The organism is Endozoicomonas montiporae CL-33, assembly GCF_001583435.1.
In the GTDB taxonomy this organism is placed as follows: domain Bacteria; phylum Pseudomonadota; class Gammaproteobacteria; order Pseudomonadales; family Endozoicomonadaceae; genus Endozoicomonas_A; species Endozoicomonas_A montiporae.
The window spans coordinates 5,348,058-5,371,820 of the sequence record NZ_CP013251.1; the positions used below are offsets into that span (position 1 = coordinate 5,348,058).

23 protein-coding genes, 2 tRNA genes and 1 pseudogene are annotated in these 23,763 nt (G+C 47.8%); 17 read left to right on the forward strand and 9 right to left on the reverse strand.

The annotated features are described in order from the left end of the window. Positions 1-130: 130 nt before the first annotated feature. From EZMO1_RS24735 to EZMO1_RS24760, 5 genes are all read left to right on the forward strand, one after another. Positions 131-1,909, forward strand: a complete 1,779-nt coding sequence (locus tag EZMO1_RS24735; RefSeq protein ID WP_034877668.1) for an SPOR domain-containing protein — start codon at positions 131-133, stop codon at positions 1,907-1,909. Between the two features lie 102 nt (positions 1,910-2,011). Further along, a complete protein-coding gene (locus tag EZMO1_RS24740; RefSeq protein ID WP_034877667.1) occupies positions 2,012-4,066 on the forward strand; it encodes an AsmA family protein in 2,055 nt (684 codons plus the stop codon). A gap of 100 nt (positions 4,067-4,166) precedes the next feature. Beyond that, entirely contained in the window at positions 4,167-4,469 is a 303-nt protein-coding gene (locus tag EZMO1_RS24745; RefSeq protein WP_145912730.1) for a hypothetical protein, read from the forward strand. A 71-nt stretch (positions 4,470-4,540) separates the two neighbouring features. Next, positions 4,541-5,648 (forward strand): IS3 family transposase gene (locus tag EZMO1_RS24755; protein ID WP_145912483.1). Its coding sequence is split into 2 segments (ribosomal slippage): positions 4,541-4,809 and positions 4,808-5,648, totalling 1,110 coding nucleotides; the frame shifts between segments, so codons are not numbered across the junction. Positions 5,649-5,685: 37 nt separating this feature from the next. Continuing rightward, a complete protein-coding gene (locus tag EZMO1_RS24760) occupies positions 5,686-6,549 on the forward strand; it encodes an ATPase, T2SS/T4P/T4SS family (RefSeq protein WP_236632052.1) in 864 nt (287 codons plus the stop codon). 18 nt (positions 6,550-6,567) lie between these two features. Here the strand turns inward: EZMO1_RS24760 and EZMO1_RS24765 are convergent, their stop codons facing one another. Further along, complete coding sequence (locus tag EZMO1_RS24765; RefSeq protein ID WP_051790205.1) at positions 6,568-7,233, reverse strand: ABC transporter ATP-binding protein; 666 nt, start codon at positions 7,231-7,233, stop codon at positions 6,568-6,570. A gap of 378 nt (positions 7,234-7,611) precedes the next feature. Between EZMO1_RS24765 and EZMO1_RS24770 the strand changes: the two genes are divergently transcribed. Genes EZMO1_RS24770 through EZMO1_RS24780 form a run of 3 tightly spaced genes read left to right on the forward strand, consistent with a single transcriptional unit; the run spans position 7,612 to position 10,706 of the window. Next, the gene (locus EZMO1_RS24770; protein ID WP_034877665.1) at positions 7,612-9,000 is read left to right on the forward strand and encodes a hypothetical protein; all 1,389 of its coding nucleotides are present in this window, start codon (positions 7,612-7,614) and stop codon (positions 8,998-9,000) included. After that, on the forward strand, positions 8,984-9,913 hold the full coding sequence (locus EZMO1_RS24775; protein WP_034877664.1) for a metal ABC transporter solute-binding protein, Zn/Mn family: 930 nt from the start codon (positions 8,984-8,986) through the stop codon (positions 9,911-9,913). The genes EZMO1_RS24770 and EZMO1_RS24775 overlap by 17 nt, the downstream gene beginning before the upstream one ends. Next, positions 9,906-10,706 (forward strand): metal ABC transporter permease, encoded by an 801-nt coding sequence (locus EZMO1_RS24780; RefSeq protein ID WP_034877659.1) that lies wholly within the window; start codon positions 9,906-9,908, stop codon positions 10,704-10,706. The genes EZMO1_RS24775 and EZMO1_RS24780 overlap by 8 nt, the downstream gene beginning before the upstream one ends. Here the strand turns inward: EZMO1_RS24780 and EZMO1_RS24785 are convergent. Then, positions 10,678-11,526: a magnesium transporter gene (locus tag EZMO1_RS24785; RefSeq protein WP_086936445.1), complete on the reverse strand. Its 849-nt coding sequence runs from the start codon at positions 11,524-11,526 to the stop codon at positions 10,678-10,680. The two genes, EZMO1_RS24780 and EZMO1_RS24785, sit on opposite strands and share 29 nt — an antisense overlap. A 388-nt stretch (positions 11,527-11,914) precedes the next feature. Between EZMO1_RS24785 and mutY the strand changes: the two genes are divergently transcribed. The 8 genes from mutY (at position 11,915) to EZMO1_RS24825 (ending at position 17,150) form a co-directional block, all read left to right on the forward strand. Beyond that, positions 11,915-12,985 carry an A/G-specific adenine glycosylase gene (gene mutY / locus EZMO1_RS24790; RefSeq protein WP_034877657.1) on the forward strand — a complete coding sequence of 357 codons (1,071 nt, stop codon included), beginning with the start codon at positions 11,915-11,917 and terminating at the stop codon, positions 12,983-12,985. A 14-nt stretch (positions 12,986-12,999) separates the two neighbouring features. Continuing rightward, complete coding sequence (locus tag EZMO1_RS24795) at positions 13,000-14,460, forward strand: protein adenylyltransferase SelO (RefSeq protein ID WP_034877655.1); 1,461 nt, start codon at positions 13,000-13,002, stop codon at positions 14,458-14,460. Positions 14,461-14,520: 60 nt separating this feature from the next. After that, positions 14,521-14,793, forward strand: a complete 273-nt coding sequence (locus EZMO1_RS24800) for an oxidative damage protection protein (RefSeq protein ID WP_034877654.1) — start codon at positions 14,521-14,523, stop codon at positions 14,791-14,793. 104 nt (positions 14,794-14,897) lie between these two features. Continuing rightward, positions 14,898-15,431 carry a hypothetical protein gene (locus tag EZMO1_RS24805; RefSeq protein WP_145912731.1) on the forward strand — a complete coding sequence of 178 codons (534 nt, stop codon included), beginning with the start codon at positions 14,898-14,900 and terminating at the stop codon, positions 15,429-15,431. Between the two features lie 213 nt (positions 15,432-15,644). Further along, positions 15,645-15,863 (forward strand): hypothetical protein, encoded by a 219-nt coding sequence (locus EZMO1_RS24810; protein ID WP_034877651.1) that lies wholly within the window; start codon positions 15,645-15,647, stop codon positions 15,861-15,863. Between the two features lie 187 nt (positions 15,864-16,050). After that, positions 16,051-16,126, forward strand: a tRNA-Phe gene (locus tag EZMO1_RS24815). A gap of 51 nt (positions 16,127-16,177) precedes the next feature. Beyond that, positions 16,178-16,253 (forward strand) — tRNA-Phe (locus EZMO1_RS24820). 276 nt (positions 16,254-16,529) lie between these two features. Further along, on the forward strand, positions 16,530-17,150 hold the full coding sequence (locus EZMO1_RS24825; protein ID WP_034877649.1) for a sce7726 family protein: 621 nt from the start codon (positions 16,530-16,532) through the stop codon (positions 17,148-17,150). On the opposite strand, the gene EZMO1_RS24830 is transcribed toward EZMO1_RS24825, so the two are convergent. From EZMO1_RS24830 to EZMO1_RS24860, 7 genes and pseudogenes are all read right to left on the reverse strand, one after another. After that, positions 17,139-17,675, reverse strand: a complete 537-nt coding sequence (locus EZMO1_RS24830; RefSeq protein WP_051790204.1) for a beta family protein — start codon at positions 17,673-17,675, stop codon at positions 17,139-17,141. The genes EZMO1_RS24825 and EZMO1_RS24830 overlap by 12 nt on opposite strands. Before the next feature lie 137 nt (positions 17,676-17,812). Continuing rightward, a complete protein-coding gene (gene istB, locus EZMO1_RS24835) occupies positions 17,813-18,574 on the reverse strand; it encodes an IS21-like element helper ATPase IstB (protein WP_034873160.1) in 762 nt (253 codons plus the stop codon). Then, positions 18,574-19,752, reverse strand: a complete 1,179-nt coding sequence (gene istA / locus EZMO1_RS24840) for an IS21 family transposase (protein WP_034874476.1) — start codon at positions 19,750-19,752, stop codon at positions 18,574-18,576. Before istA ends, istB begins: the two co-directional genes overlap by 1 nt. Positions 19,753-19,843: 91 nt before the next feature. Continuing rightward, entirely contained in the window at positions 19,844-20,338 is a 495-nt protein-coding gene (locus tag EZMO1_RS24845) for a beta family protein (RefSeq protein ID WP_051790199.1), read from the reverse strand. After that, on the reverse strand, positions 20,335-20,883 hold the full coding sequence (locus tag EZMO1_RS24850) for an ImmA/IrrE family metallo-endopeptidase (RefSeq protein ID WP_034878574.1): 549 nt from the start codon (positions 20,881-20,883) through the stop codon (positions 20,335-20,337). The genes EZMO1_RS24845 and EZMO1_RS24850 overlap by 4 nt, the downstream gene beginning before the upstream one ends. Position 20,884: 1 nt before the next feature. Continuing rightward, positions 20,885-21,364: a hypothetical protein gene (locus EZMO1_RS24855; protein ID WP_034877647.1), complete on the reverse strand. Its 480-nt coding sequence runs from the start codon at positions 21,362-21,364 to the stop codon at positions 20,885-20,887. 210 nt (positions 21,365-21,574) lie between these two features. Beyond that, a pseudogene (locus EZMO1_RS24860) lies at positions 21,575-22,997 on the reverse strand (ISNCY family transposase). A gap of 474 nt (positions 22,998-23,471) precedes the next feature. Here EZMO1_RS24860 and EZMO1_RS24870 point away from each other — a divergent pair. Beyond that, positions 23,472-23,702: a hypothetical protein gene (locus tag EZMO1_RS24870; RefSeq protein ID WP_034877640.1), complete on the forward strand. Its 231-nt coding sequence runs from the start codon at positions 23,472-23,474 to the stop codon at positions 23,700-23,702. The last annotated feature ends 61 nt before the right edge of the window (positions 23,703-23,763 follow it).

The window sequence follows — 23,763 nt, forward strand, 5'->3', positions numbered from 1 at the left end:
CGTTTTTCGGAAGCGGTACTTCTGAAAGTATTCACTACATCTTGTGTGTTATAAATAATTCACACACAACTCTTGCATTAACCATACAAATCTGTTCTGTTAAGAGTAATGAATCAGAAGGATCTGGCTCATGTCCGGTCGAGTGCTGTTTACCTGTAAACCACTCAGCCTTTCTGTCGTGGCTGCGCTTGCTACTTTCTCTGCTTCTTTGGCAGACGCACTTCTATTGCCTCCGAAACCTCTCGCCCTGAGTTCTTCCTGGGACTGCAAATCGAATGTGAACAATGACTGGCTGTGTCGGAGAGATGCTTCCAGCGAATATAATCAGCCCCTTGAAAAAGTGTCCAGACAGAGAACTTATCAGCCAACACAGGCTCGTGGTTATTCTGAGCCCGAACCCTCCGGCAGCCTTTATCCTCCTCGTCAGGAATACAATCCGGCTTTCCCTTCTTCACCTGACGACAGTTTCCGTAATACGCCTCAGCAGACGCCTTATCCATCGGCACCGGTTTATCCTGAGTCTTCGCCCGAACCATTCCGTGAGCCTTCTATCAACAGGCAGCCACCAGAGCAACGTCTTCCCTCAACGCGCGCTCAGCCTGTAAACGTTGTAACTACAGAGCATCAAAGCTTTAAGCGTCTGCTGAATGCTCCCCATGGCAGCTTTGTACTGCAATGGCTGGCAGCGCACACAGCAAAACCTCTCAGGGAGCTACAGAATTACTATCCGGTTCTGCAAGATGCCGCCATTGTTCAATACCGTCGAAATGGTAAAGTCTGGTATGTTCTTCTGGATGGCCCTTTCACGGATCGAAATACCGCCAATCGAGCGCTTAAGGCAGCCCCACGTTCCGGCATGATTAAAGAGCTGTACCCGTGGACCCGCTCTGTCGCGAGTATTCAGAAACTGGACCTTGTGCGTCCGGACATTCATCAACCGGTTAAAGAGCAACCCGTGGTTGCGGATCAGTTCAGCATGCCTGTGGGTTCGCCCCAGCCTGCAGAAACCATGTTTGCCAGCATTGCGCCAGCCTATCCAAACATGGAACAAGGCAGGAAAGAGCCTTATAGCTATCAGGATTATAATTCGGTGACCGCTCCTGAGCCTTTCGATTACAACACCCACTCATTCCAGCAGCTGATGCAGAAGCCTGACTCACCGAAAGGCTACAAACACCAGACGCCAAATCCGCATTCCGGACGAATGACCCGACAACAAAGCGTGCCAGAAAAAGTGTTGGATGCCCCGCCCGGGAGTTATACCATTCAGTGGCTGGCCAGTAGCAGAAAAGAAACTCTCGAACGCGCCAGACAGCGTTATGCCTATCTTGAAGATGCCCAGGTCATACAATATCGAAAGCGTGGTCGAAACTGGTATATTCTTGCCAGCCCCGCCTATGACAATCCGACACTGGCAAAACGTGCACTCGAACAACCGGCTTATGCCCGAATAGCCACACGGCTGTACCCCAGAATTCGTTCCGTCGATAGCCTGCGACAGCTGGTTGCACTGGGAAAACCGGTTCGGCAAAACCCGCCTGCCAGAACTGTCCAACATGCGGCACAACCAAAAAGGCTGCCTGTCGCCCACAAACAACCTGAAAGCAGCCCTTCAGTCAGCCTTCTGAAAGATTCAGAAGGTAGCTATACCATTCAATGGTTTGCTGCCAATAAGCCCGATTCCATAGAAAAAATGAAGCAACGCTTCCCCGAGCTGGCTAGTGCCGTCACCGTTCATTACCGCCGTAACCAGAAAGACTGGTATGTACTGCTACAGGGTCAGTTCGGCAGCAGTGGTGAAGCTTTATCGGTCATAAAATCACCTGTTATGCAGGATGCCGTCAGAGTTCTGCACCCCTGGACCCGCCCTCTGACCTCTCTTAAAAAGCTGGGAGTCCGGGAAACCTGAACACCTCAGCTTTTGCAAACCCTGTCCCGAACGCTGCCAGATCAGTAAACTGTGAGAATAACGATTTTATAACAACCCAAAACCCATCGACCGAGGCAAACCATGACCCGCATTACCAAGTTTTTTGTCTTTGTGGTGGCTGGACTGGCCTTAATAACCATTATCGCCGCCCTTGTCCTTCCAAAAGTCATCGACCCTAACAATTACCGGGATAAAATCAGCCAGCTGGTCTTCGACAACACAGGACTGACTCTCAGTATTGATGGACCAATAGGCTGGTCTGTTTTCCCATGGTTGGGATTAACATTGCAGGATGTCAACGTTAAAGGCGCCACTGACAAACCCTTCGCCGAACTGGGTAAGGCTGAAGTCAGTGTTAAGCTGTTACCTTTGCTGAGTCAGACAGTCGAAATGCAGACAGCCACTCTGGTCGGTCTGAAGCTAAACCTGATCAAGGACAAAGACGGTAAGGGCAACTGGGAAACCAACCACAAACCTTCCGCAACAGCCACCTCTGCAGAAGCTTCAACAGTAGCTTCAACAGAAGCTTCCACAACATCAGACAAATCCGGCAATAAGCAACCTCTGCAAATCGATATTGCCAATGTCATTGCTGATGATCTGGTCGTCCGGTATCAGGATCTTGCCACTGGAAAAACCTACACCATTGATCAGGCGAGTCTGAAAACCGGTGCCATTCGTAATCAGGAACCCTTTGATTTCGAACTGCTGGCACGTATCAGCAGCAACGAACCCGCATTAGCCTTCCAGACTGGCCTGAGTGGCAACTTCAGTTTTGATCTGCAAAACGGACAATACACCCTGAAGAACTATAAGCTCAGTGCCAAACCCGATGTGGCTCAAGGCGAAAGCGTTAATTTGGTAGGTAATATTAATTATCAACAAAAGCCCATGCAGATTGATGGCTCAATGGATGTCACTGAATTTAACCCAGCCAGACTGCTAAACCAGATCAAGGTCGAATTACCACCCATGGCTGACCCAAAGGCTCTCAACAAGCTGTCGTTTAACAGTCAGTTCACAACCGACGGCAAACATTTTGATGCCAACACCCTGAAACTCAATCTGGACAGTTTCCACATAGATGGCAACTTCAAAGTGGCTGACCTGGACACTCAGGCTATGACCTTCCAGTTCTCTGGCAACGACCTGAATCTGGACAACTACCTGCCACCTCCAACCGATGAGACAGCAAAACCCAGCGAAGCGTCAGGCAGCCAGAAACCGGCTCCAGCCTCCACAAATGAAGTTCCGCTGATTCCGGAAGATGCTTTGCGCCCTCTGGATATTAAAGGTTCCCTTAAACTGAACTCACTGATCGTCGCCAAGCTGAAGTTTGAAAACCCCAGCGTTCAGCTCCGTGCTGCCAATGGTCGTCAGGAAGTCAAAATCAACTCGGCCTTCTATAAAGGCACCATTGATCTGGACACCAGGCTGGACGTACGCCAGAAGGGAAATCCGAAAGTCACCACAGTAGCAGGGCTTAAAGGTATTAACCTGCAGTCACTGGCCGAACCGGTTCCCGCTTTATCATCCGTAGAAGGCAACCTGAACGCCGATGTCAACGTTGCGACTCACGGTTTGCTGCAAAGTACTCTGACTAAAAACCTTAGTGGCAAAGTCGGTTTTGGTATTGGTAACGGTGCCTTCACCGGCGCTAACTTCGACAAACTGGTGTGTGAAGGTATTGCTCAAATTCGGAATAAGGAACTGCAGAAAAAAGACTGGGGAGAGTCCACACAGTTTAAAAACCTCAGTGGCAGTTTTGATATTCGCAATGGGGTTGCCAGTAACGATAACCTGACCGCTGCCCTTTCGAACCTGAATCTGAAGGGAGACGGTAAAGTTAACCTGATACAACAAACCATGGACTACCATATCGGCTTGAATATCAGTGGCGCTACCGCACCGGACAGCGACCCGGCCTGTCAGGTCAACAAAGACTATGCCGGTGTGACCTGGCCTGTGCGTTGTCGGGGCAAACTGGGCAAGCCGGAATGCGGTCTGGATACCGAACGACTGGCCGATACCATTGCCGGGCTGGCTAAACAGGAAGTACAGCACCGTATTGAAAAAGAGATCGAGAAAAAATTAGACGGTCCCCTGAAAGATGCCCTGAAAGGTTTCTTCAAATAACAGGCTTATTCCACTTTAGTCCGGGCAGTTAATTGCCCGGACTGTCTCTATTTCACTGCCACCAAGCCGACAACATCAGATAACATTCTCCTGTGCTGCCATGGCTACTATGAACATTGATAAAATCCTTCAATTGCTTGCTGATAAAAAAGGCTCTGAATGTTTTTTTACCGTTGGCATTCCACCCAATCTCAAAATCGGCAAATCAATCCACAATGTGGGTAGTACCGTACTGACCAGTGAGCAGGCTAATCAGAGTATTCGAGCTTTTATGGGAGAAGAACGCTTTGAGCAGTTTGCCAAAAACAAAGAGTGTAATTACGGTTACAACCTGAAAGACGTCGGACGATTCAGAATCAGTGCCTTTTTCCAGAAGTCCGAGCCGGGCATGGTCATCCTATGATGGACCCCATAAACTGGACAGGTAGCTAAGTTAAGTTTTCTGGCTGTAAGATGACCCTGCAGGAGGGAATCATGACAGCAAAAAGAAAACGACATAAGCCCGAATTTAAGGCACAGGTAGCACTCGAAGCCTACAAGGGCGAAAAGACCATAAACCAGCTGGCAAGCGAACACGAAGTTGCAGCCGTTCAGGTTAGCCAGTGGAAGCGACAGCTACTCCAGGGGGTTCCAGAAGTCTTCGGCAGGGCACGGCCAGAGGTAGATCCAGATGTGCTCACTGCCCCCCTGTATCAGGAGATCGGACGGCTTAAAATGGAGCTGGACTGGTTGAAAAAAAAATCTGGCAATGTCCATTGATGACAAACGGAGATGCATAGACCCGGATCACTCGAAGATCAGCATTCAGCGCCAATGTGAACTGGTTGGGTTAAGCAGGTCAAGCTGGTATTACCAAGCTTCTCCAGCTTTGGAAAGCCCTGAGAATCTGAATCTGATGAGGCTCATTGATGAGCAGTATACACGTACACCGTTTTACGGCAGTCGTAAGATAACTGCATGGCTGAATGAGCAGGGCTTTCCGGTCAACAGGAAGCGTATACAGCGACTTATGAGGCTGATGGGCATACAGGCTGTCGGACCAAAACCGGGCACAAGCCTGAGAAACAAAGAGCATAAGGTTTACCCGTACTTGTTGAACGGCGTTGATATTGTGAGACCCAATCAGGTCTGGAGTACTGATATTACGTACTGCCCGATGCCTCAGGGGTTTATGTATCTGGTTGCCATTATTGACTGGTACAGCCGTTACGTGGTCAGCTGGGAGCTGTCGAACACACTGGATGCAGACTTCTGTATTCATGCGCTGGGTCGAGCTTTGGAACAAGGTGAACCTGATATATTCAACACTGACCAAGGGTGTCAGTTTACCAGTAATGATTTTCTGGCACCTCTTCAGGAACGGGAAATACGTATCAGCATGGACGGGAAAGGGCGAGCACTGGATAACATTTTTGTCGAGAGGCTGTGGCGCTCCGTCAAACATGAATGGCTGTACACGCATGAATTTCAGACTGTTCCAGAGCTTTATACTGGGCTGGATGAATACTTTGAGTTTTACAACACTGAACGATTACACCAGTCGTTGAGTTATAAAACGCCTAAGGCAATTCACTTTGCATGAGGGCTTTGGACCACTGCCAGGACTTAACTTAAATTTGTTGGTTTACTGTCTTGACAGTGGGGTCCACCATATCCGCAGGCTTAGCTCTTACATTCCTACACCTGAAGAGCTTTCCATTCCACCACAGGTAGCAGAAACGGTGCTGCAGGAACGAGGGCTTATTCTGATTACCGGAGCGGCAGGAGCCGGTAAGTCTACTTCCATGGCCTCTCTGGTTGATCATCGTAACCAAAATAGCAAAGGTCATATCATCACTATCGAAGATCCGGTGGAATACATTCACGACCATAAAAACTGTATTGTTACCCAGCGTGATGTCGGGCTGGACACAGAAAGCTACGAAGCCGGCCTGTTTAACGCCTTGCGGCAGGCACCCAACCTGGTGGTAGTCGGTGAAATTCGCTCGCCTGGTGTTATGCGACATACCGTTGAGTTTGTTGAAACCGGGCATTTATGCATTGCAACAATGCACGCCAATAACACCTATCAGGCTCTGGAACGCATCATCCACTTTTTTCCGCCGGAGCAGCATTCTGAAATTCTTATGGATCTGTCACTCAGCCTGAAAATGGTTGTGGGACAACAACTGGTCGAAGGCAAACAGGAAGGTTCGGTAGTACCAGTGCATGAAATTCTGATCAATACCCCGCGGGTCGCCGATCTGATCAAGGGCGGTAGTATCGACGAACTGAATGAAACCGTTACAAAAGGAAAAAGCCTGGGTATGCAGACCTTTGACCAGGCTCTCTACGATCTGGTCAAAGCTGGAAAGATCACTCAGGAACGCGCCCTGCTGCACGCAACATCACCGAATAACCTGCGTCTGATGTTGAAAATGGATGAGCAGCCCTCCACCAACCTCGGCTCAGGCGATAACCTGAGCCTGATGGGAGGCGATTGATCTCCATTTAAAAAACGACTAACGATCGGCAAACTGCAAATCTGCCAACCTGCGATAAAGCCCCGAGCTTTCCAGCAGCTCTTCATGGGTACCTACTGCAACCACCCGCCCTTTATCCATCACAGCAATGCGATCCACATGAGTAATGGTTGCCAGCCGGTGAGCAATTATCAATGTTGTCCGGTCTTTCATCAGACGATCAAGCGCCTGCTTCACCAGATGCTCACTCTGGGCATCAAGCGCACTGGTTGCTTCGTCCAGCAACAGAATTTTGGGGTTACGTAAAATCGCCCGGGCAATCGCCAGCCTCTGGTGCTGGCCTCCGGACAGTTTCACGCCCTGTTCTCCCAGAGTACTGCTGTATCCTTCGGGCAGCTGCTGAATAAACTCGTCGGCATAAGCCGCCTTTGCCGCAGCAATAACCTGTTCATCCGTGGCATCGGGACGACCATAACGCAGGTTCTCCCACACCGTCGAACTGAACAGAACCGGCTGTTGAGGCACCAGAGCAAACTGGCTGCGCAGCACTGAAGGATCCATTGACTGAATATTCACAGCATCCAGAGCAATCACGCCGGATTCGATATCCCGAAATCTCAGCAACAAGTCAAACAACGTTGATTTACCGCCGCCCGACGGCCCCACAATGGCCACTCTTTCGCCGGGTTGAATGTCAAGACTCAATCCATGAATTGCCAGAACATCGGGACGGGATGGGTAAAGGTAATTGGCCTGATTGAGCGTTAATCGCCCTGTAATACCAGAGCCACAAGAGCATGTGACTTACCTCATTGTTGTTATTTCGTTGTTATTTCGTTGTTATTTCGTTGTTATTTCGTTGTTATTTCTTCCGTCGTAGAGGCAGGTTAATTACAAAAAGATATTTATGAAAGAGTTTTAAATTCTAATAACTCTATTTGGAATGGTATTTAATTCGTCAACAGTACTGTGAATGGGTAGCAATATTTAGTCAATTTCTGGCATTTCAAGAACGTTATACTATAACAGTTCACTGCATCAGCCTTTGTGCTCCAACAACAACTTCACAGAGAGCAATTCGCAGTGAATAACAGGTGTATCACTAAAACAACCCTCTCTTTAGCCGTCTTTCTGGGCTCCCTGTCAAACTCTTATGCCGTCAATCTGGATCCTGATTTCAGTCTGATACTGGATGGTCATTACAAATCCGAGAAAAGTGCTCTCAGCGAAACGGACAAAGGCTTTGGCCTTGGTCATGTAGAACTGAGTGTCAGCTCCCCCATTGATGACCTCTTCTTTGGGAAATTAACAGCGGTTCTTCATACCCATGACAGCAAAACCGAAGTCGAAGCTGAAGAAGCTTTTATACAGACACTGGCTCTGCCCGGTGGATTTTCAATCAGGGCTGGCCGGTTTCTATCGGACTTTGGTTACCTTAACAGTCAACATACTCACGCAGACTCATTTACAGAGCGCCCGGCTGTTTACCGTGCTCTGTTAGGCTCTCACTATTTTGACGACGGTGTTCGTATTAATTACCTGATGCCGACTGACTTCTACTGGGACATTGGTGCCGAGGCATTCAGTGGCAAGAAGATGCGGGCAGACAACATCAAAGATCCGCAGGAAGTGGGGGTGTACAACGTTTTTACCAAGATAGGCGCAGATTTTAACCATGAGCACAGCTGGCAGATTGGCTTTAACTACATGCGTAACGAGAACGGTGTCAGGCCATGGAATCATACGGTAGAGACGCACTCGCACCATCATGACCATGAGCCAAGCCATGACCATCATGATGAGCATCATCATAACCACGGCCATCACAAGCATCACGATGAAAATCATCATCATGACCATAAACATCAGCACGACCACCATGATGAAAAACACGATGATCATGCTCACAAGCATCAACAGAAAGTTCATCAACATGCTGCAGGCAGTCACTCCCAACATAGTCATAGTCATAGCCATAGCCATAGCCATAGCCATAGCCATAGCCATAGCCACGACCATCACCACTGTCACAAAGCAGCCTATACAGGTAAAGACCTCTATGGTGTAGAAGCTGTCTGGAAATGGGCTCCGGAAGGCAATTACAAATACCGTAATCTCAGCTTGTCTGCCGAATACCTTCAGGCAAGAAATATTTCAAAAAACAAAACCATCAAAAGCAATGATGACAAACACGATGGCTGGTATCTCAGCAGCGTCTATCAGTTTGCCCCGCAATGGGCGACAGGTGTTCGTTATGGCGAGTTTAACGGTTTAAAGCTTGAAGAAGATCATCACCATAAAAACTCCCTGCAGGAAACAGAACTGATGCTGTCCTGGAGTCACAGCCACTTTTCAACCATACGCCTGCAATGGACGCACCAGAAAGGTAAAGGTCTGGAACACATCAACGACAACATCATCACATTGCAATATGTAATGTCTTTAGGGGCTCACGATGCACACCAGTTTTAATGTAGTCAGCCAGCGTGTTCTGGCTATCGGGCTCCTTGTGGCTTCGGGCTTTTTTCCCGAAGCCAGAGCACTGAATATTCTCACCTGCGAGCCTGAATGGAAGGCTCTGGCTCAGCAGATAGCACCCCACAGTAAAGTCTACAGTGCGACCTCGGCTTTGCAGGATCCTCATCACATAGAGGCCAGACCAGGGCTCATTGCTAAAATGCGCAAAGCCGATCTGGTTATCTGTTCCGGGGCAGATCTGGAAGTGGGCTGGCTACCTTTACTGCAAATGAAATCGGCCAATACCAAAGTGCAGAAAGGTAAAGATGGCATGTTCTACGCTGCCGAACAGATAGACACCATTGGGAAAGTCAAAAACGTTAACCCGACCATGGGCGATGTTCACCCGGAAGGAAATCCTCATTTCCATCTTGACCCTTATCGGTTGCTCACGGTGGCCAATGCTCTGGCAAAGCGTATGGTAAAAATCGACCCAGACAATGCGCAGTTATACAAAAAGAACATCAGTCAGTTTGATGAACAGTGGCAGAAAAACATCCGTAAGTGGGAGCAGGAAGCACAACCACTAAAAGGCATACAGGTAGTGGCTTATCACACCAGCTTTGAGTATCTGTTTCAGTGGCTGGGCATTTCCATGGTAGGCGATCTGGAGCCCAAGCCGGGTTTACCACCTTCCGGCAAACATCTGTCCAGACTACTCAAACTGGCTAAAGATAAGAAAATAGATGCTGTCGTTTATGCCTCTTATCAGGACAAAAGCGGTGCCGAGTGGCTAAGCAAAAAGATTGGCGTACCCGCCATTAAACTACCCATGTCGATTAATGGCAGCGACAACAGTCAGTCACTGGCAAAGCTTTACGATGATCTGATTAATAAACTACTGAAGGCCGTTAAACGCAATGGTTGATATCAGTCTCGTCACCATTTTGCTGCCAGCATTCTGCGGCGGCGCTCTGGTGCTGATCAGCCACCTGATTCTCGGGCGACAGGTGCTGAACAGGGGTATTGTGTTTATGGATCTGGCTGTAGCTCAAATCGCAGCAATGGGATCCATTTTTGCCCACCTTATGAGCGAAATACTGGGAGTATCTGAAAGCCCTTCGCAGGAAGCGTTTATGAACGCACTGGAAACCGCTATGCCGTTTATTTTCTCGGTATCCGGCGCGTGTCTTATTTCCAGGCTGTCCAGCCGAACGTCTATTGAGCTGGAAGCAATGATCGGATGTATCTACATATTGGCAGCGGCTTGCATCCTGCTGGTACTGTCGAGCGACCCCCATGGTGCAGAACATATGTCCGACACCCTTGGCGGCAAAATACTGTGGATACAATGGTCAAGCCTGGTGACGCCCGGTCTGGCAACGCTCGCTCTGCTGGCAGGCCTGTTGCTAAAACCCCAGCTGCTGACCACCAACCTGTTTTACCCGATATTTGCCATTCTGATTACTCTGTCTGTAGAGCTGGCTGGTGTTTATCTGGTGTTCAGTACGTTGATCATGCCTGCACTGGCGGTGTCGGGAATGACGGGGAAGAAATCCTGGATAACAGGTTATGGTCTTGGAGTTGCCGGGATAGGAGCAGGCCTTGTGTTATCCAGTCTGCTCGACTATCCGGGAGGGCCATCCATTGTTCTGACAATGGCGATGGCATGCATGATGTTCAGGTGGCTCGTTAGAGCCCCAGCAACCGTGTCACCGTGAAGAAGTAAATCAACATACCGGTAATGTCTACAACCGATGCCAGAACCGGGCTGACCAGCACCGCAGGGTCCAGCCGGAAAGCTCTGGCAATCAGAGGCAGGACGCCACCCAGTGTTGTAGACATCACCACCTGAAGGGAAATTGCCAGACCAATAGCAAACGCCACCATATTCAGAGATATACCATCCGGCAGAGCACTACCACCGCTGAACATCACAACACGAGCGCCAATGACCAGCGCCAGTACCATGGAAATAAAACAAGCTACCCGGAACTCTTTCCAGACCACCTTTAACCAGTCATTCATGCCAATATCGCCAGTGGCAAGGGCGCGCACAACCAGTGTTGCAGCCTGCGAACCGGTGTTACCACCTGCCGCAGCAATAACCGGCATATAAACCGCCAGCAGAACCAGTGAACTCAGGGCATCCTCATAACGGGCAATAATCAGACCCGAAACAATACCCATGAGTGCCAGACCTACAATCCAGCCAATACGCTCACGCACGTGAGACATAACACTGTTATCAAGGTATTCACCGGCAGGTTCAACTTCACTGCTGATCAGACCCAGTCCCATGCTGATCTGTCGGGCGCGGATTTCATGTTCCGAGTCTTCCAGCAACTCAAGAATGTCCTGAACTTCACGCAAAGGACACTCAGCCAGAACACTGTTCGCCTGACTGAGCGTTAAACCAATAATAAACTCAGCCTTTTCCTCCAGACTGAGTGACCGCATAAAAGACAAAGCCTGTGCGGTATCAAATTCACTTTCACTTACAAGGTGCAGATTAGTAACAGCCATATCAGCAACCGCCATGGTACTTCTCCAGTAACAATTCCAGGCGCAATAATTACGTCGATCGTTTTTTTAACTACTTTTGCTGAGTGTGTAAGAAGTGATATTTCGGAAAGGATTAAACCAGCAGGACCGAAACTCGAACGGTTTCGGCAAACAGACACAGAAAACCGTCAGAGTGTTACATCACAACTTACCTTTCTACTCGGGGGTTGGTCGGTTTCCATTAAAGTTCCATAGGTTATAAGTAAGCGGCGGGGAGCATACATTTAGTTATTATTAGTGGCAATAGCGTTTTGTGCTCAGCCTTTTATTACAGACTCCAATTGACTTAAAACTGCTCATTCAGGTTGGAAGCCCCGTCCCTGTAACGCCATAATGCTCCTATAAATTCCAATACACAACTGTAATGACGCACACCGATAAAACATTTAGCAGTCAGGTCCTGAAATGGTTTGACCAACACGGTCGAAAGCATCTTCCGTGGCAAAAAAACACCACTTCTTACCGGGTCTGGATCAGTGAAATCATGCTGCAGCAGACTCAGGTGACCACTGTCATTCCCTATTTCGAAAAATTTATGGCGAGCTTCCCGACGGTTGCCGACCTTGCCAGTGCAACAGAAGATGATGTGCTGCATCACTGGAGTGGACTCGGCTATTACAGCAGAGCCCGCAACCTGCACAAGGCAGCCAAAATGGTGATGGAAAACCATGCAGGTGCATTTCCCCGGTCTGTAGAGCTGCTGGAGCAATTACCCGGCATTGGTCGTTCAACTGCCGGAGCCATTGCTTCAATCAGCATGGGTATCCGGGCTCCGATTCTGGACGGCAATGTTAAACGTGTGCTGGCTCGATACAGAGCTGTAGAAGGCTGGCCCGGACAATCAGCTGTTACGAAAGAACTGTGGACGATTGCAGAAACGTACACTCCTGACGAACGGGGAGCGGATTACACACAGGCAATGATGGATCTTGGTGCCATGGTCTGCACCCGCAGCAAACCATCATGCCTGCTCTGTCCTTTGCAGACAACCTGCATCGCCCACCAGCTGGGTGAAGAAACCCGCTTCCCCGGATCAAAACCAAAAAAAGACAAGCCGGAACGGGCAGTTAAAATGCTGATGGTGATTAACCAGAACGGAGAAGTGTTGCTGGAAAAACGCCCACCCACAGGCATATGGGGAGGATTATGGGGCTTTCCCGAGATTCAGCCCGATGAGAATCTGTCAGACAAAGCCCTGAAACTGACCGGCATCACACTGGATGAGTTCGAAGAATGGAACAGTTTCCGTCATACTTTCAGCCACTACCATCTGGATATAACACCGGTAAAAACCTTTGCCGACAGTTCCCGGCTGCACGCCTGCCAAGTTCAGGATGATGAACACTGGCACTGGTTTCAACCCGATAACCCTTCCCAGCTCGGGTTGGCAGCACCGGTCACCAGACTACTAAAAAAAATAAAGCAAAGCCTTTAAGAGGTCTGTTCATCATGGCGATTCTGGATCAGCTCAGATTTAACAACTGCTTTTCGCAACTGCCCGAAGCGTTTTATACACGTCAGAACGCCACACCATTGAATAACCCCGAGCTGGTCTGCATCAGCCAGCCTGCTGCGGAAATGATAGAGCTTGATACCAGTACGAACAGTCTCGACCGACTATGCAAAATCACATCCGGACAGGACTCCTCACCATCATTCGCACCGCTGGCAATGATTTATTCCGGTCACCAGTTTGGTTCCTACAATCCTCAACTGGGCGACGGCAGAGGTTTATTACTGGGCGAGGTTGAAACATCCCACCAAGGTAAATGGGATCTACACCTGAAAGGTTCGGGCACGACGCCGTATTCACGATTTGGTGACGGAAGAGCTGTATTGCGTTCATGCATCAGGGAGTTTTTATGCTCTGAAGCCATGCATCATCTGGGAATCCCCACCACCAGGGCTTTGTGTGTGACCACCAGCGATACGCCTGTCTACCGGGAAACCGAAGAAAAGGGCTCAACTCTGTTGCGACTGGCCAGAACCCATATCCGCTTCGGGCACTTCGAGTACTTTTATTACACCAAACAGCATGACCTCCTGAAGGTGTTAGCCGATTTTGCCATTGAACAGTACTTTCCAGAACTGATGAACGACACCGATAAGTACCTGCTGATGTTTCAGGAAATCATCCGCAAAACAGCGCAAATGGTGGCTCACTGGCAGGCGGCCGGGTTTGCCCACGGTGTTATGAACACCGATAACATGAGCATTCTGGGTGAAACCTTTGATTATGGCCCGTTTGGTTTTCAGGATGATTTTGACTGGAATTATATCTGTAATCATTCCGATCATTACGGCCGATACGCTTTCAGCCAACAACCGGATATCAGCTACTGGAACTGTGGCCGACTGGCTCAGGCTTTACTACCACTGATTGACAACACCGACGCCTTGCAAAGTATTATCGATCAATACCCCCAGCTGTATTCCAGTCATTACACAGAACTGATGACCCAAAAACTCGGGCTAACCATGGTCGAGGACGAAGACCCGGAGCTGGTTAAAAACCTTCTGCAACTTCTTCAGGATGAACATTGTGACTACACCCTGTTTTTCAGGGCATTGTGTTCTTTTGCCCCTAATGAATCACTTCCTGACTACCTTCAATCCCTGAAACAGGCACCCTTGGAAAGCTGGCTAAGTGCCTATGCCGAGCGATTGAAGCGAAACCTGACGGACGACAAGACCCGAAAACAGTTAATGCAACAGGTAAACCCAAAGTTTATTCTCAGAAACTATCTGGCACAGCAAACCATCGAACAGGCTGAGCAGGGCAATTACCAGCCTATAGCAGACCTGATGCAGGTGCTGGAATCCCCATACGATGAACATGCAGAATATGAACATTTTGCATCACTCCCACCTGACTGGGGCAAAAAACTGGAAATCAGCTGCTCGTCCTGACTTATCTGTGGATTGGCGTTAAGATGAGCCCACCTTTAACCAACCTATTCAGGAAACAACATGGGTCGTACTGTTCAATGCGTAAAGCTGAAAAAAGAAGCTGAAGGTCTTGCTGTTCCACCTCTGCCAGGCCCCAAAGGTCAGTGGGTTTACGAGAATGTTTCCGAACAGGCATGGACCGAGTGGCAAATCCACCAGACCCGCCTGATCAATGAAAAGCGCCTGAACCTGCTGGAACCTGAAGCGCGTCAGTACCTGACCGAACAGATGGATAAGTATTTTGCCGACGAAGACGTGGATGCCGCTGAAGGGTATATGCCTGAGAGTAAATAACCTGAATCAGGTTCATTTCAAAAGGCTTCTGCACAGGTTGAATTTTGAACTATTCCTGTAAGCTTCTGTCTAATCTGGTTAAACCAATAACAGAGGCTTCAGGTATGAACAAAACAATTTCACAACTCTTTGCGGTTGTTCTCTCGTTTGCATCCAGTGTCACTTTTGCCAACAAAGACAATCTCTGTGATCTGCCAGAAGGCACGATGACCAAGAAGTGGATCATCGTCGATGATAAAAGTTCCCAGACTACCGAACGCTATGACATCAAGCTGGATGTCGAAAAGGGGAAGGCGCCTGTGGGCAATGTGGTCATCTATGACCTGCTCATGAACAAGGATACTACTCTTGAATCTGTGCCCAAGGCTAATTTTCACTTCACCCTCTCTGGCTGCACCCCTTCAAACCCTGTTTTCACCGTAAACAGCACCGGACTCACGAGCGTCGGTGGCTATCTCAGAATTCATGACGTCAACAAAACCATGGGCGAAGTGACTCTGACGGGCGCTATTCAAACCTACAGTGATGACCTTCTGGGTATGATGTCCCAATGGGCAACAGAAACACTATGGGATGCGCTGGGTTATGACAACATTCCTGAAGTGGATATCCGCAGACGCCCGGTTCGCCTTAAGTAACCATCTATATCCATTGGATTTCAAGATGCTACTAGGCGACAAGTGAGTGAAGCCCCGTGAGCCTACGAGTAGTAGGTGATCGGGGTGAGCGAGCGCTGACAACAACGTATCATCTTGAAAGGCGATGGGTATAATTGAAACTACAGAGAGCTGCATCCTGCTCTGCCTCACCATATAATGGCTCTCTGATAGTTTTCATCGGTCGAATATTGAATGAGCATTAAAGACATCCCTCTGTCCAACAACCAGAAAAAAAGGTTGCTGGCCTGCGTTAAGGATCAATCCATTTTCTTTCAGGACGAAAACGGTGACATTGTCGTTGATACCCAAGCCTACAAAGCCCTGAAAGAAAGCCTTCAACAAGCCCCTATCGAAGAGCTGCTGAAGCTGGACGATCTGGAAACCCTCGCTGACTACGTCGTGTTTCAGTAACGCGCACATTCTGTACAATTTTTGTTTGAGAGGACGGCAGTTCAAGACAGGTCATCCTCTTAAGCAGTAGTAATTGTACTAACGCCCTAAAAAGAAAGAAGAAAATCCTTACTCCCGACTTGACTAAAGCAGGGGAAATCCGTTTAATACGCCTCGCACACACACTTATGTTTTAAAGTTGTGAAACGCCTGGGTAGCTCAGTTGGTAGAGCAGCGGATTGAAAATCCGCGTGTCGGCAGTTCGATTCTGTCCCTAGGCACCATTTCTTTTTTTTATGAAATGGTCGTGCCACTTTTTTGAAGTGAAAAATTTAGCCTGGGTAGCTCAGTTGGTAGAGCAGCGGATTGAAAATCCGCGTGTCGGCAGTTCGATTCTGTCCCTAGGCACCATATATATAAAGGCCTCGAAGGATTTTTCCTCCGAGGCTTTTTTTGTTCTACGGGCGTATGACGGGCAAAAATCTTTACTCCAGTCACATTAAATAACCTCCTTTACTGAATTCCAAATTGAAGCTCAGGCTCGCTACTTTATGGAACCTGCAAACTCCCAGACCGTAAGCAAGCCTTCCACGGTCTACTTCCTCCAGCTGAACATACCAGTTAGGATTACACCTCCAAAACTGGCATCATGAACCTTTTGATACGTTGTAGGCTTCCGACAGCTAAATGAAAGAAAACGAGATTAAAATACACCTTATAGACTATCTCTTAGACAATCAGACTGATGAGGAAATAATTATTGGTAGTGAAGTGCGTTTTTTCTTCGGTTCGAGACGTGCAGATATAGTAGCGTTAACTAAAAGCTCAGCGATAGCTTTCGAAATAAAGGGAGAGTCCGATAGCACTGAGAGACTTGCATACCAGATAGACAGCTATAAAAAATATTTCGACAGCTGTTACATCGTATGTGAACCATCCAATTTGAAGGCTATTCGACAAGCCTCACCAAATTCTATTGGCATTTTGGTTGTCAACCAAAGTGGAATTAGATTGATTCGTAAACCCTATCACCACAAAAGACTAGATAAGAAACTATTGCTTGATACTGTGAGCATACAGATACTTAAGAGTTTGGGTTCACAGCTTACTGGACTTACCAAAGGGGAAATTTGCGATACTTTGGCAAAAAGCATGCCTCTCGATACAGCACGAGGCATTTCTCGTGAGAATCTTTACACAAAGTTGAAACCCAATTTTGATACCTTCAGCAAAGAGAGGGGGCAAGCCATAAACTCAGATGATCTATGGATTTTATCCCGCATGCCCCCTTCAAAACTAAGCAAGTGAACGCATCTCCACTTTTTTGGTTACGTAATAGTTGATTCGAACCGCAATCCAAAAAGAAGGACTTCTTCCTGAATGCTTTCCGTCTGTAGCAAGCTTTATCTCTTCATCAGCCCAAGTCCCCAAAGGTGAGTATCGTCCATCAAGAACCATGTTCTGTGCACAACGTTGATAACTACCATCATGACGTCGGTAACGCTTGTAAATGAATTTATCTTCCAAGCATATATCTATCCGAGGAACGAATGTCCCACCTTTGATTTCTATCTGCTGTGTGTTTATCGATGCATAATCGCCGTAGCCAATATCCACTTTTCTAGACAAATTTTGGTATAGCTTCTCCTCCAGAATATCAAACTCTCCCTCATGATCCTTACCCAATGCAGCAGGGCTTTTGGGAAAAGACGTTGCCAGCATAACGACCTTCTGAACGCCTTTTATGCTAACAATTTTCCGGTAAGACTCCTCAATAGCATCACTAACCTGATCCTGGGATATATCACGGATAAAGTTTGCATCTAAGAACACAATTAGTTGACCTGTTTCACTCAGACTCCGGTGTTAACTCCGCTTTAATATGACCTTCTTCCACCGGTTTGAGATGACCCGTTTTCAGCAATACTTTTGACCCGCTTTCAACGGTTAAGTTCACTGTGTTTTCAGGTTTATTTCTTGGCAGAAGTGCCTTTCAGTAATCCAGCTTTGCGCTTCTCTTTCAGGCGGTAACTCTCACCTTTGATATTGAGAGTTGTCGCATGATGCAGTAGCCGATCCAAGATCGCAGTGGCTATGGCTTGATCGCCAAAGATCTCGCCCCAGTCGACAAAGCTCTTATTCGAGGTCAGGATGATACTTGCCTTTTCGTAACGGCGAGTCACGAGTCGGAAGAAAAGGCTGGCTTCATCCTGATCCATAGGAAGGTAGCCAATTTCATCCAGTACCAGCAGCTTTGGGTACATCAGTTGCTGCATCTGTCTTTCAAGCCGGTTCTCCTGCAACGCTTTTTTCAGCGTAGTCATCAGCTTGTCGAGGCTCATGAACATAACCCGATGTCCGGCTTCTGCTGCCTTAACAGCCAGAGCTATTGCCAGATGTGTTTTACCAACACCTGGCGGTCCGAGTAATACGACATTTTCAGCACGATCAACAAAACCAAGACCGGAGAGTTCCCGAACCACTTTTCGGTCAACGGTCGGCTGAAAGCTGTAGTCAAACTGCTCTAATGTTTTTAGCCATGGTAACCGGGCTTGCTTTAGACGACTCTCAAGCCCTTTCTGGTGACGGCCAGCCCACTCAGTAGAAAGCACTTCTACCAGGAACTCCCGGTAATTCAGGTCTTTCTTGCTGGCTTGCTCACACAGGGTATCAAGGTTGTCAGCCAGGTGGTCAAGCTTAAGGCGATTGACCAGTGTCGTTAACTGTTCCATCACACCACCTCCTCATAATGGCTGAGGTCACGGGTTTCAACCTTGATCTCGTCATACAGGGCACGGTGGTGGGTGGCGTCGAGTACCCAGCGGTTCTTTGCGTCAACCAGCAGATGGCTGGCAACGAGGGTATCGTCCGGGCCATAAACCCGTAGCTGCCGGTCAAGTCCCATGCGGATACTGACTTGCTGACCAACCAAAGTACTGGGAACACTGTAGCGATTCGTCTTAAAATTAATGTAACCATCAACCGGCACACGTCGTGTTTCCCGGTAGCTGGTGTCATAACGAATATCCGGTAGCTTTTGAAGGTGCGGCTGTTCTTTAGCAAAGCGGTCAGCCACTTTTTCTTTCAGAGTGTCATGATGGCGTTCATCTGCTACGTTGGTCAGCCAGTCTCCCAGTTGCTGGTTCAAGTGCTCAAGGCTTTCAAAGCTGCGATAGCGCTGGAAGAAGTTTTCTTTTACGTAGCGCACCATACGCTCGGTTTTTCCCTTGGTCTGTGCTCTGTAGGGTTTGCAGGCTTTAGGCTGAAACTCGTAGTGTCGAGACAACAACAGAAAACCTTCATTAAACTTCACCTGTCCGTTACCAGGATGCTCCAGAACTGCAGCCTTCTGGTTATCAACCAGTACCTGCGCACTTGAACCCCCGAACCACTCGAACGCCCGGATCAGGCTTTCATAAGTGTGTTCCGCATCATTGCTGTAAGCAGCAAAGGCATAGAAGCGGCGTGAGTAGCCCAGAACATTAACGGAGACATAAACTTTGCGAAGCTCACCTCCAACTTCGATCTGCAGTTCTCCCCAGTCGTGCTGCAACTGGTGACCGGGAGCCGTTTCATAACGGGTGGTCGCCTTGCTTTCACGCAGGGTGCGTTTAGGGTGGATATAGTCCCGTAAAATGGTGATGCCACCGGCATATCCCTGCCCTTTGATTTCGGCAAATATGACCTCGGCATTCCAGACATTCTCAGCCAGTAACGCGTCAATGACGGATTTGAAATCATCAAGCTTACTCTGGCGAACACCGGATTTGCGTCTGGGTGGTGGCCCTTGCCTTTGCAGGGCTCTCTTGACGGTACTGACAGAGCAACCTCTCTGGCAGGCAATGTCCTCAAGATAGCAGCCTTTGTCTCTGGCTTGCTTTATCATAAGGTAGTCCTCTCGGTTGATCATGGCTCCTTTTCCTGAGTGCTGATAACACTATGGGATTCGGCCATGAAGTGGTAAATCGAGAGGTCATTTCAAACCGGTGATTTGGGGTCATTTATTGGCGGAGGTAACACCGGGCTATTGGAGCAACATAGTGCTCAATATCATCTAGATCAAAAGGCAACCTTACAGCCAATACCTGAAAATCAACTACTGCGCTACGCACAAAGCTTTCGACTTCCTCAAAATCTTCATCATCATACAAATGCACCATTGGTATGATATTTAAGTTCTTATGTATATTGAGAAAGCCAAGCCAGTAGCTATACCCTCTAGACTCATCAAGTAGCTGCTCTATTTGGGGGTTTATGTATTTTTCATCGGTACACAGATCTAGAACGAAAGGCCGATCTTGCTGAATTTCAGCAATTTTTTTCATCCTCTTAAATATATCGCCGTCAGGTGCTCTTGACGATTTTCGAGACTTGGTAAGCTCATATACAGGCAATATCTTATCCTTCACAGAGGAACTCAATTGCTCTAATCCCTTCAGCTCAGCATCTCTAGTTTTTACGACAGGGGAATAAATTAAATCTTGAATAGGTTTCACACATTATGCCCCGTATAACCAAGTTGCTTAGCACGAATCCTCACCGCTAGCGAAGACACATGAAAATAATCTGCGATATCTTCAACCTTACTCGATGTATACTCAATATATTTTCTGAAGGACTCCTCTGGTAAAAGCAATTCTGCGGCAAATCGATTAGCAGCCACTTCCATAGGGTTACTTTCACCATTTCGGAAAAAAACGGTATCAGAAAATTCATCCTGATTAGCACTATCATTTATAAAATGACCAAGCTCATGCGCTATTGTAAATCTCTGACGATTCGGATGGTGTAACGAATTTACCTTCATAACCCATTCACCAGTTTTTTTATTTTTTTTCAGGCTCCCTGAGTCATCACCATCCATTGGCTCAAAGATCATCTTGATCCCTAACAATTGAGCAAGAGAAGATATATCCAACGGTTCCGTTCTAATCTTGTTTTTTGCTGCAAAATTAAGCAAATCACCAGCATTCTCCAGCTCACTATAATCTCTTGGAGCTTCTACTGGTTTGACTGCCGTTTTCCGTTTTATAAAAGCCATACTACTCTTCTCCATCTTCCATCTTTAAATGCAGCTCCCCTCCAGACTCCTCTTCCCTATCAAGAACTGCGAGCCTAGCAACTACATGACGCAAAGATTTTTTAAGTTCAACGTTCTCTTCTGTTAAATCTGTTACTTTCTGTATGAGACCTTCTACGCTATCTGCCAGTGTTCCAATGTTTGAAAATTTGTCCTCAAGGTCAATTTCTACAGGCTCTAGACAATCTTTAATATTCTTCGAAACTTTTTCATGGAAGTCTTGCGTCCTTAGCTCTCGTGAAATTTCATCTCTCATTGTGCTTCTGGCAATATTCCTTGCAGTATCTTCAGAAGAGTGTTTTACAACCAAATAGGCTGCAACACCAAGTACACCAATAAGGGCAATTAAAATCGTAATGATTGATTGATAGAAACTACTTTCAAAAGACCAAAAGTCCTTCAAACTAACTATCGTTCCATCTCTGACCAACTGGCCTATCATATATAGTGCCTGTCAGAAAACCTCTGAAAAATGGCAGTCGTTCCTGGCCGACAGAAGTTGATAACGGCTGGATTTCAGTTACCAGACGAACAAAGGATGTTTTTTGTACTGCGCTGCTCAAAATACAACCTGATTCGACTATCTACGAGCACAGTAATCTCTCATGCTTGGCATGATCAAAAGTAAACTGACGGGAGCCTGACTGAAAGGCTACTGACGATCTCTGGTCAGCAGAATTTTACCCAACCGCTTCAGGTTGCTGGCGACAACAGCCAGTGCGACATACCGCTCAAAGCCTTCTATCCCTTTATCCGGGCATTTGTCGAGACCATTCGCTTCCAGTGCGTTGATATCGGATTCAACGGCTGAGTGCTTCCTTCTTGCCCGGATAAATTCCGGGTGGCATTCCCGTTTTTTGTCATTGGCTGACAGCCTGCCTTTCTTGGGGAGAACCGGGCGTTCCAGAAGAACTTCCAACTTTTCAAGATTGCCCGGACTCCAGAAGCCTTTGTCGTAGCTCACCTGGCTTAATGTCGGGAACCGCTTTTTGGCAGCCTCGGCCATAGGTACTGTAACCTGGTCGTCTGTTTGTTTTTGCATGACCTGATGATGCAAAGTAAAACCGAACTGATCCTGCAACACGCAGACCCGTAACCCCAGTTCAACCGGAGTTCCGGCTTTGCCTTTGCTGATCCATTCTGTATGAGGCTCAAAGATTGAGAACACCTTCTCATTATGGGGAATCTGCTCATGTTCTATCACCCGTCGGTAAATCAGGTTTATCTGGTGACGACTGTGGGCTATGTGATATTTGAGGTTTTCCAGCCTTGGCTCATCCGGTTGCTTTTTCACCAGCAAGGACAAGGTCGTTTCAGCTCTGCGGACAATTGAAAGGCTGTACTTTATGTACTCGAGATGAGCCATCTCAATATCGTGCTGCCGCTGCTGCTGTTTCAGTTCACAGGTCGCACTGGAATGCTTCAGGTTTCGAGCCTTGTTGTAGCGCTTGCGATGCTGATCTTTGAGGTATTTGCGCTGACGCCAGCCCGGAAGCTGGTACTGATTGGCAAGAGCTGACGCAAACTCAATACTCTTACGGCAAGCGTCGCTCAGAAGGCTGATATCCGTGGGGAAATGGACATCGGTTTTGACTACGAACGAATCGGTACGGCCATGTAGCGGCTCATCTTTTTTTTAACCAGCTGGTGACCTGCATCCACCGTGACCTGGTTAATCTGATCCAGTATCTCCGGTGTGAAGAGGCTGATGTTGTCCTGTAATGTTTGTATGTGGTAGGTGTGGGTACAATAGGGACCATGCCCGAGCATTTTCCGTAATGTCCCATGTTCATTAGCCAACTCTTGCAGGCGGTCGTAGTCACAATTAGTGACAAGGCGCAGAGTGCCAAAGACCAGAATGTTCCAGAGGTCCATACCAGGACGACCATTGTGCCGACTGGCAGGAATTATGTTCTCAAGCACCTGAAAAACCCTGTGTCGCAGATCAGGTGTTATCCAGATATGTTGCAGCCCCGGAGCAGGCGGGGAATGTCGTCTCTGGACTTGGGATTAAACGTGATGGCGGAGATATCAACTTCGCCCAACTGCATTTGTGGGTTGATGGTTTGGCGCATAAATGTGGAAACAGCCTGTTTTGGAAAATCTTCGAGTACTATATGGGGCTACAGGCTGCTGTTTTCAAGTGTTTGTGGGTTTTCGGACAGGCACTATATAAGGCATAGGGTTCCGTAATTTGCGGTTCCGTGCTCAATACATACTTGTCCACTAAACTACTAAATGACGAAAAATTTGGCCCTGATATCCACTGGAAAATCACGAGCCAGAAGAACAGTGTACAGATGCTGGTACAAACAATCGTCCAGCGTATGGTACGCCTATACTCACAGGCCTTGGTGCACGATCCACCCTCTACATTTCCTGTATTGTCATCCATTGTCGTTTTCTTGGGTCAGTTACTTATTACTATTGGACTACATCATAGCGTCTGCGCTGAGTGAATCACACATACGCACAACCACCTACATAACCGTATCAATCGATAAAAACAAATACATATTATTTCTTTGGTTACGACTAAGGAGATAGCTATGCAAATCATAACCAGCCCTCACAGGCTCAATAGCCTTTCACTGTCCACTAAAATTCATCACAACCTGCACCGCATCGTCGTTGATGAACTCAAAGACCAATATGAGGGTGAACTGTCCGCTATATGGAATGAACTCGACACTATTCTGGTCGTTCTGGATCAGCGTGAACGTATCGAGTCCTGTCCCTCCATTAACTTCTCAGCTCACTTACTGCGCTTCTTATCCTGAAATAGTCGAAAGCCTTTCTGATGGCTGGGTACTGCTTCTGGGTATCTACAGTAGTGAAAGC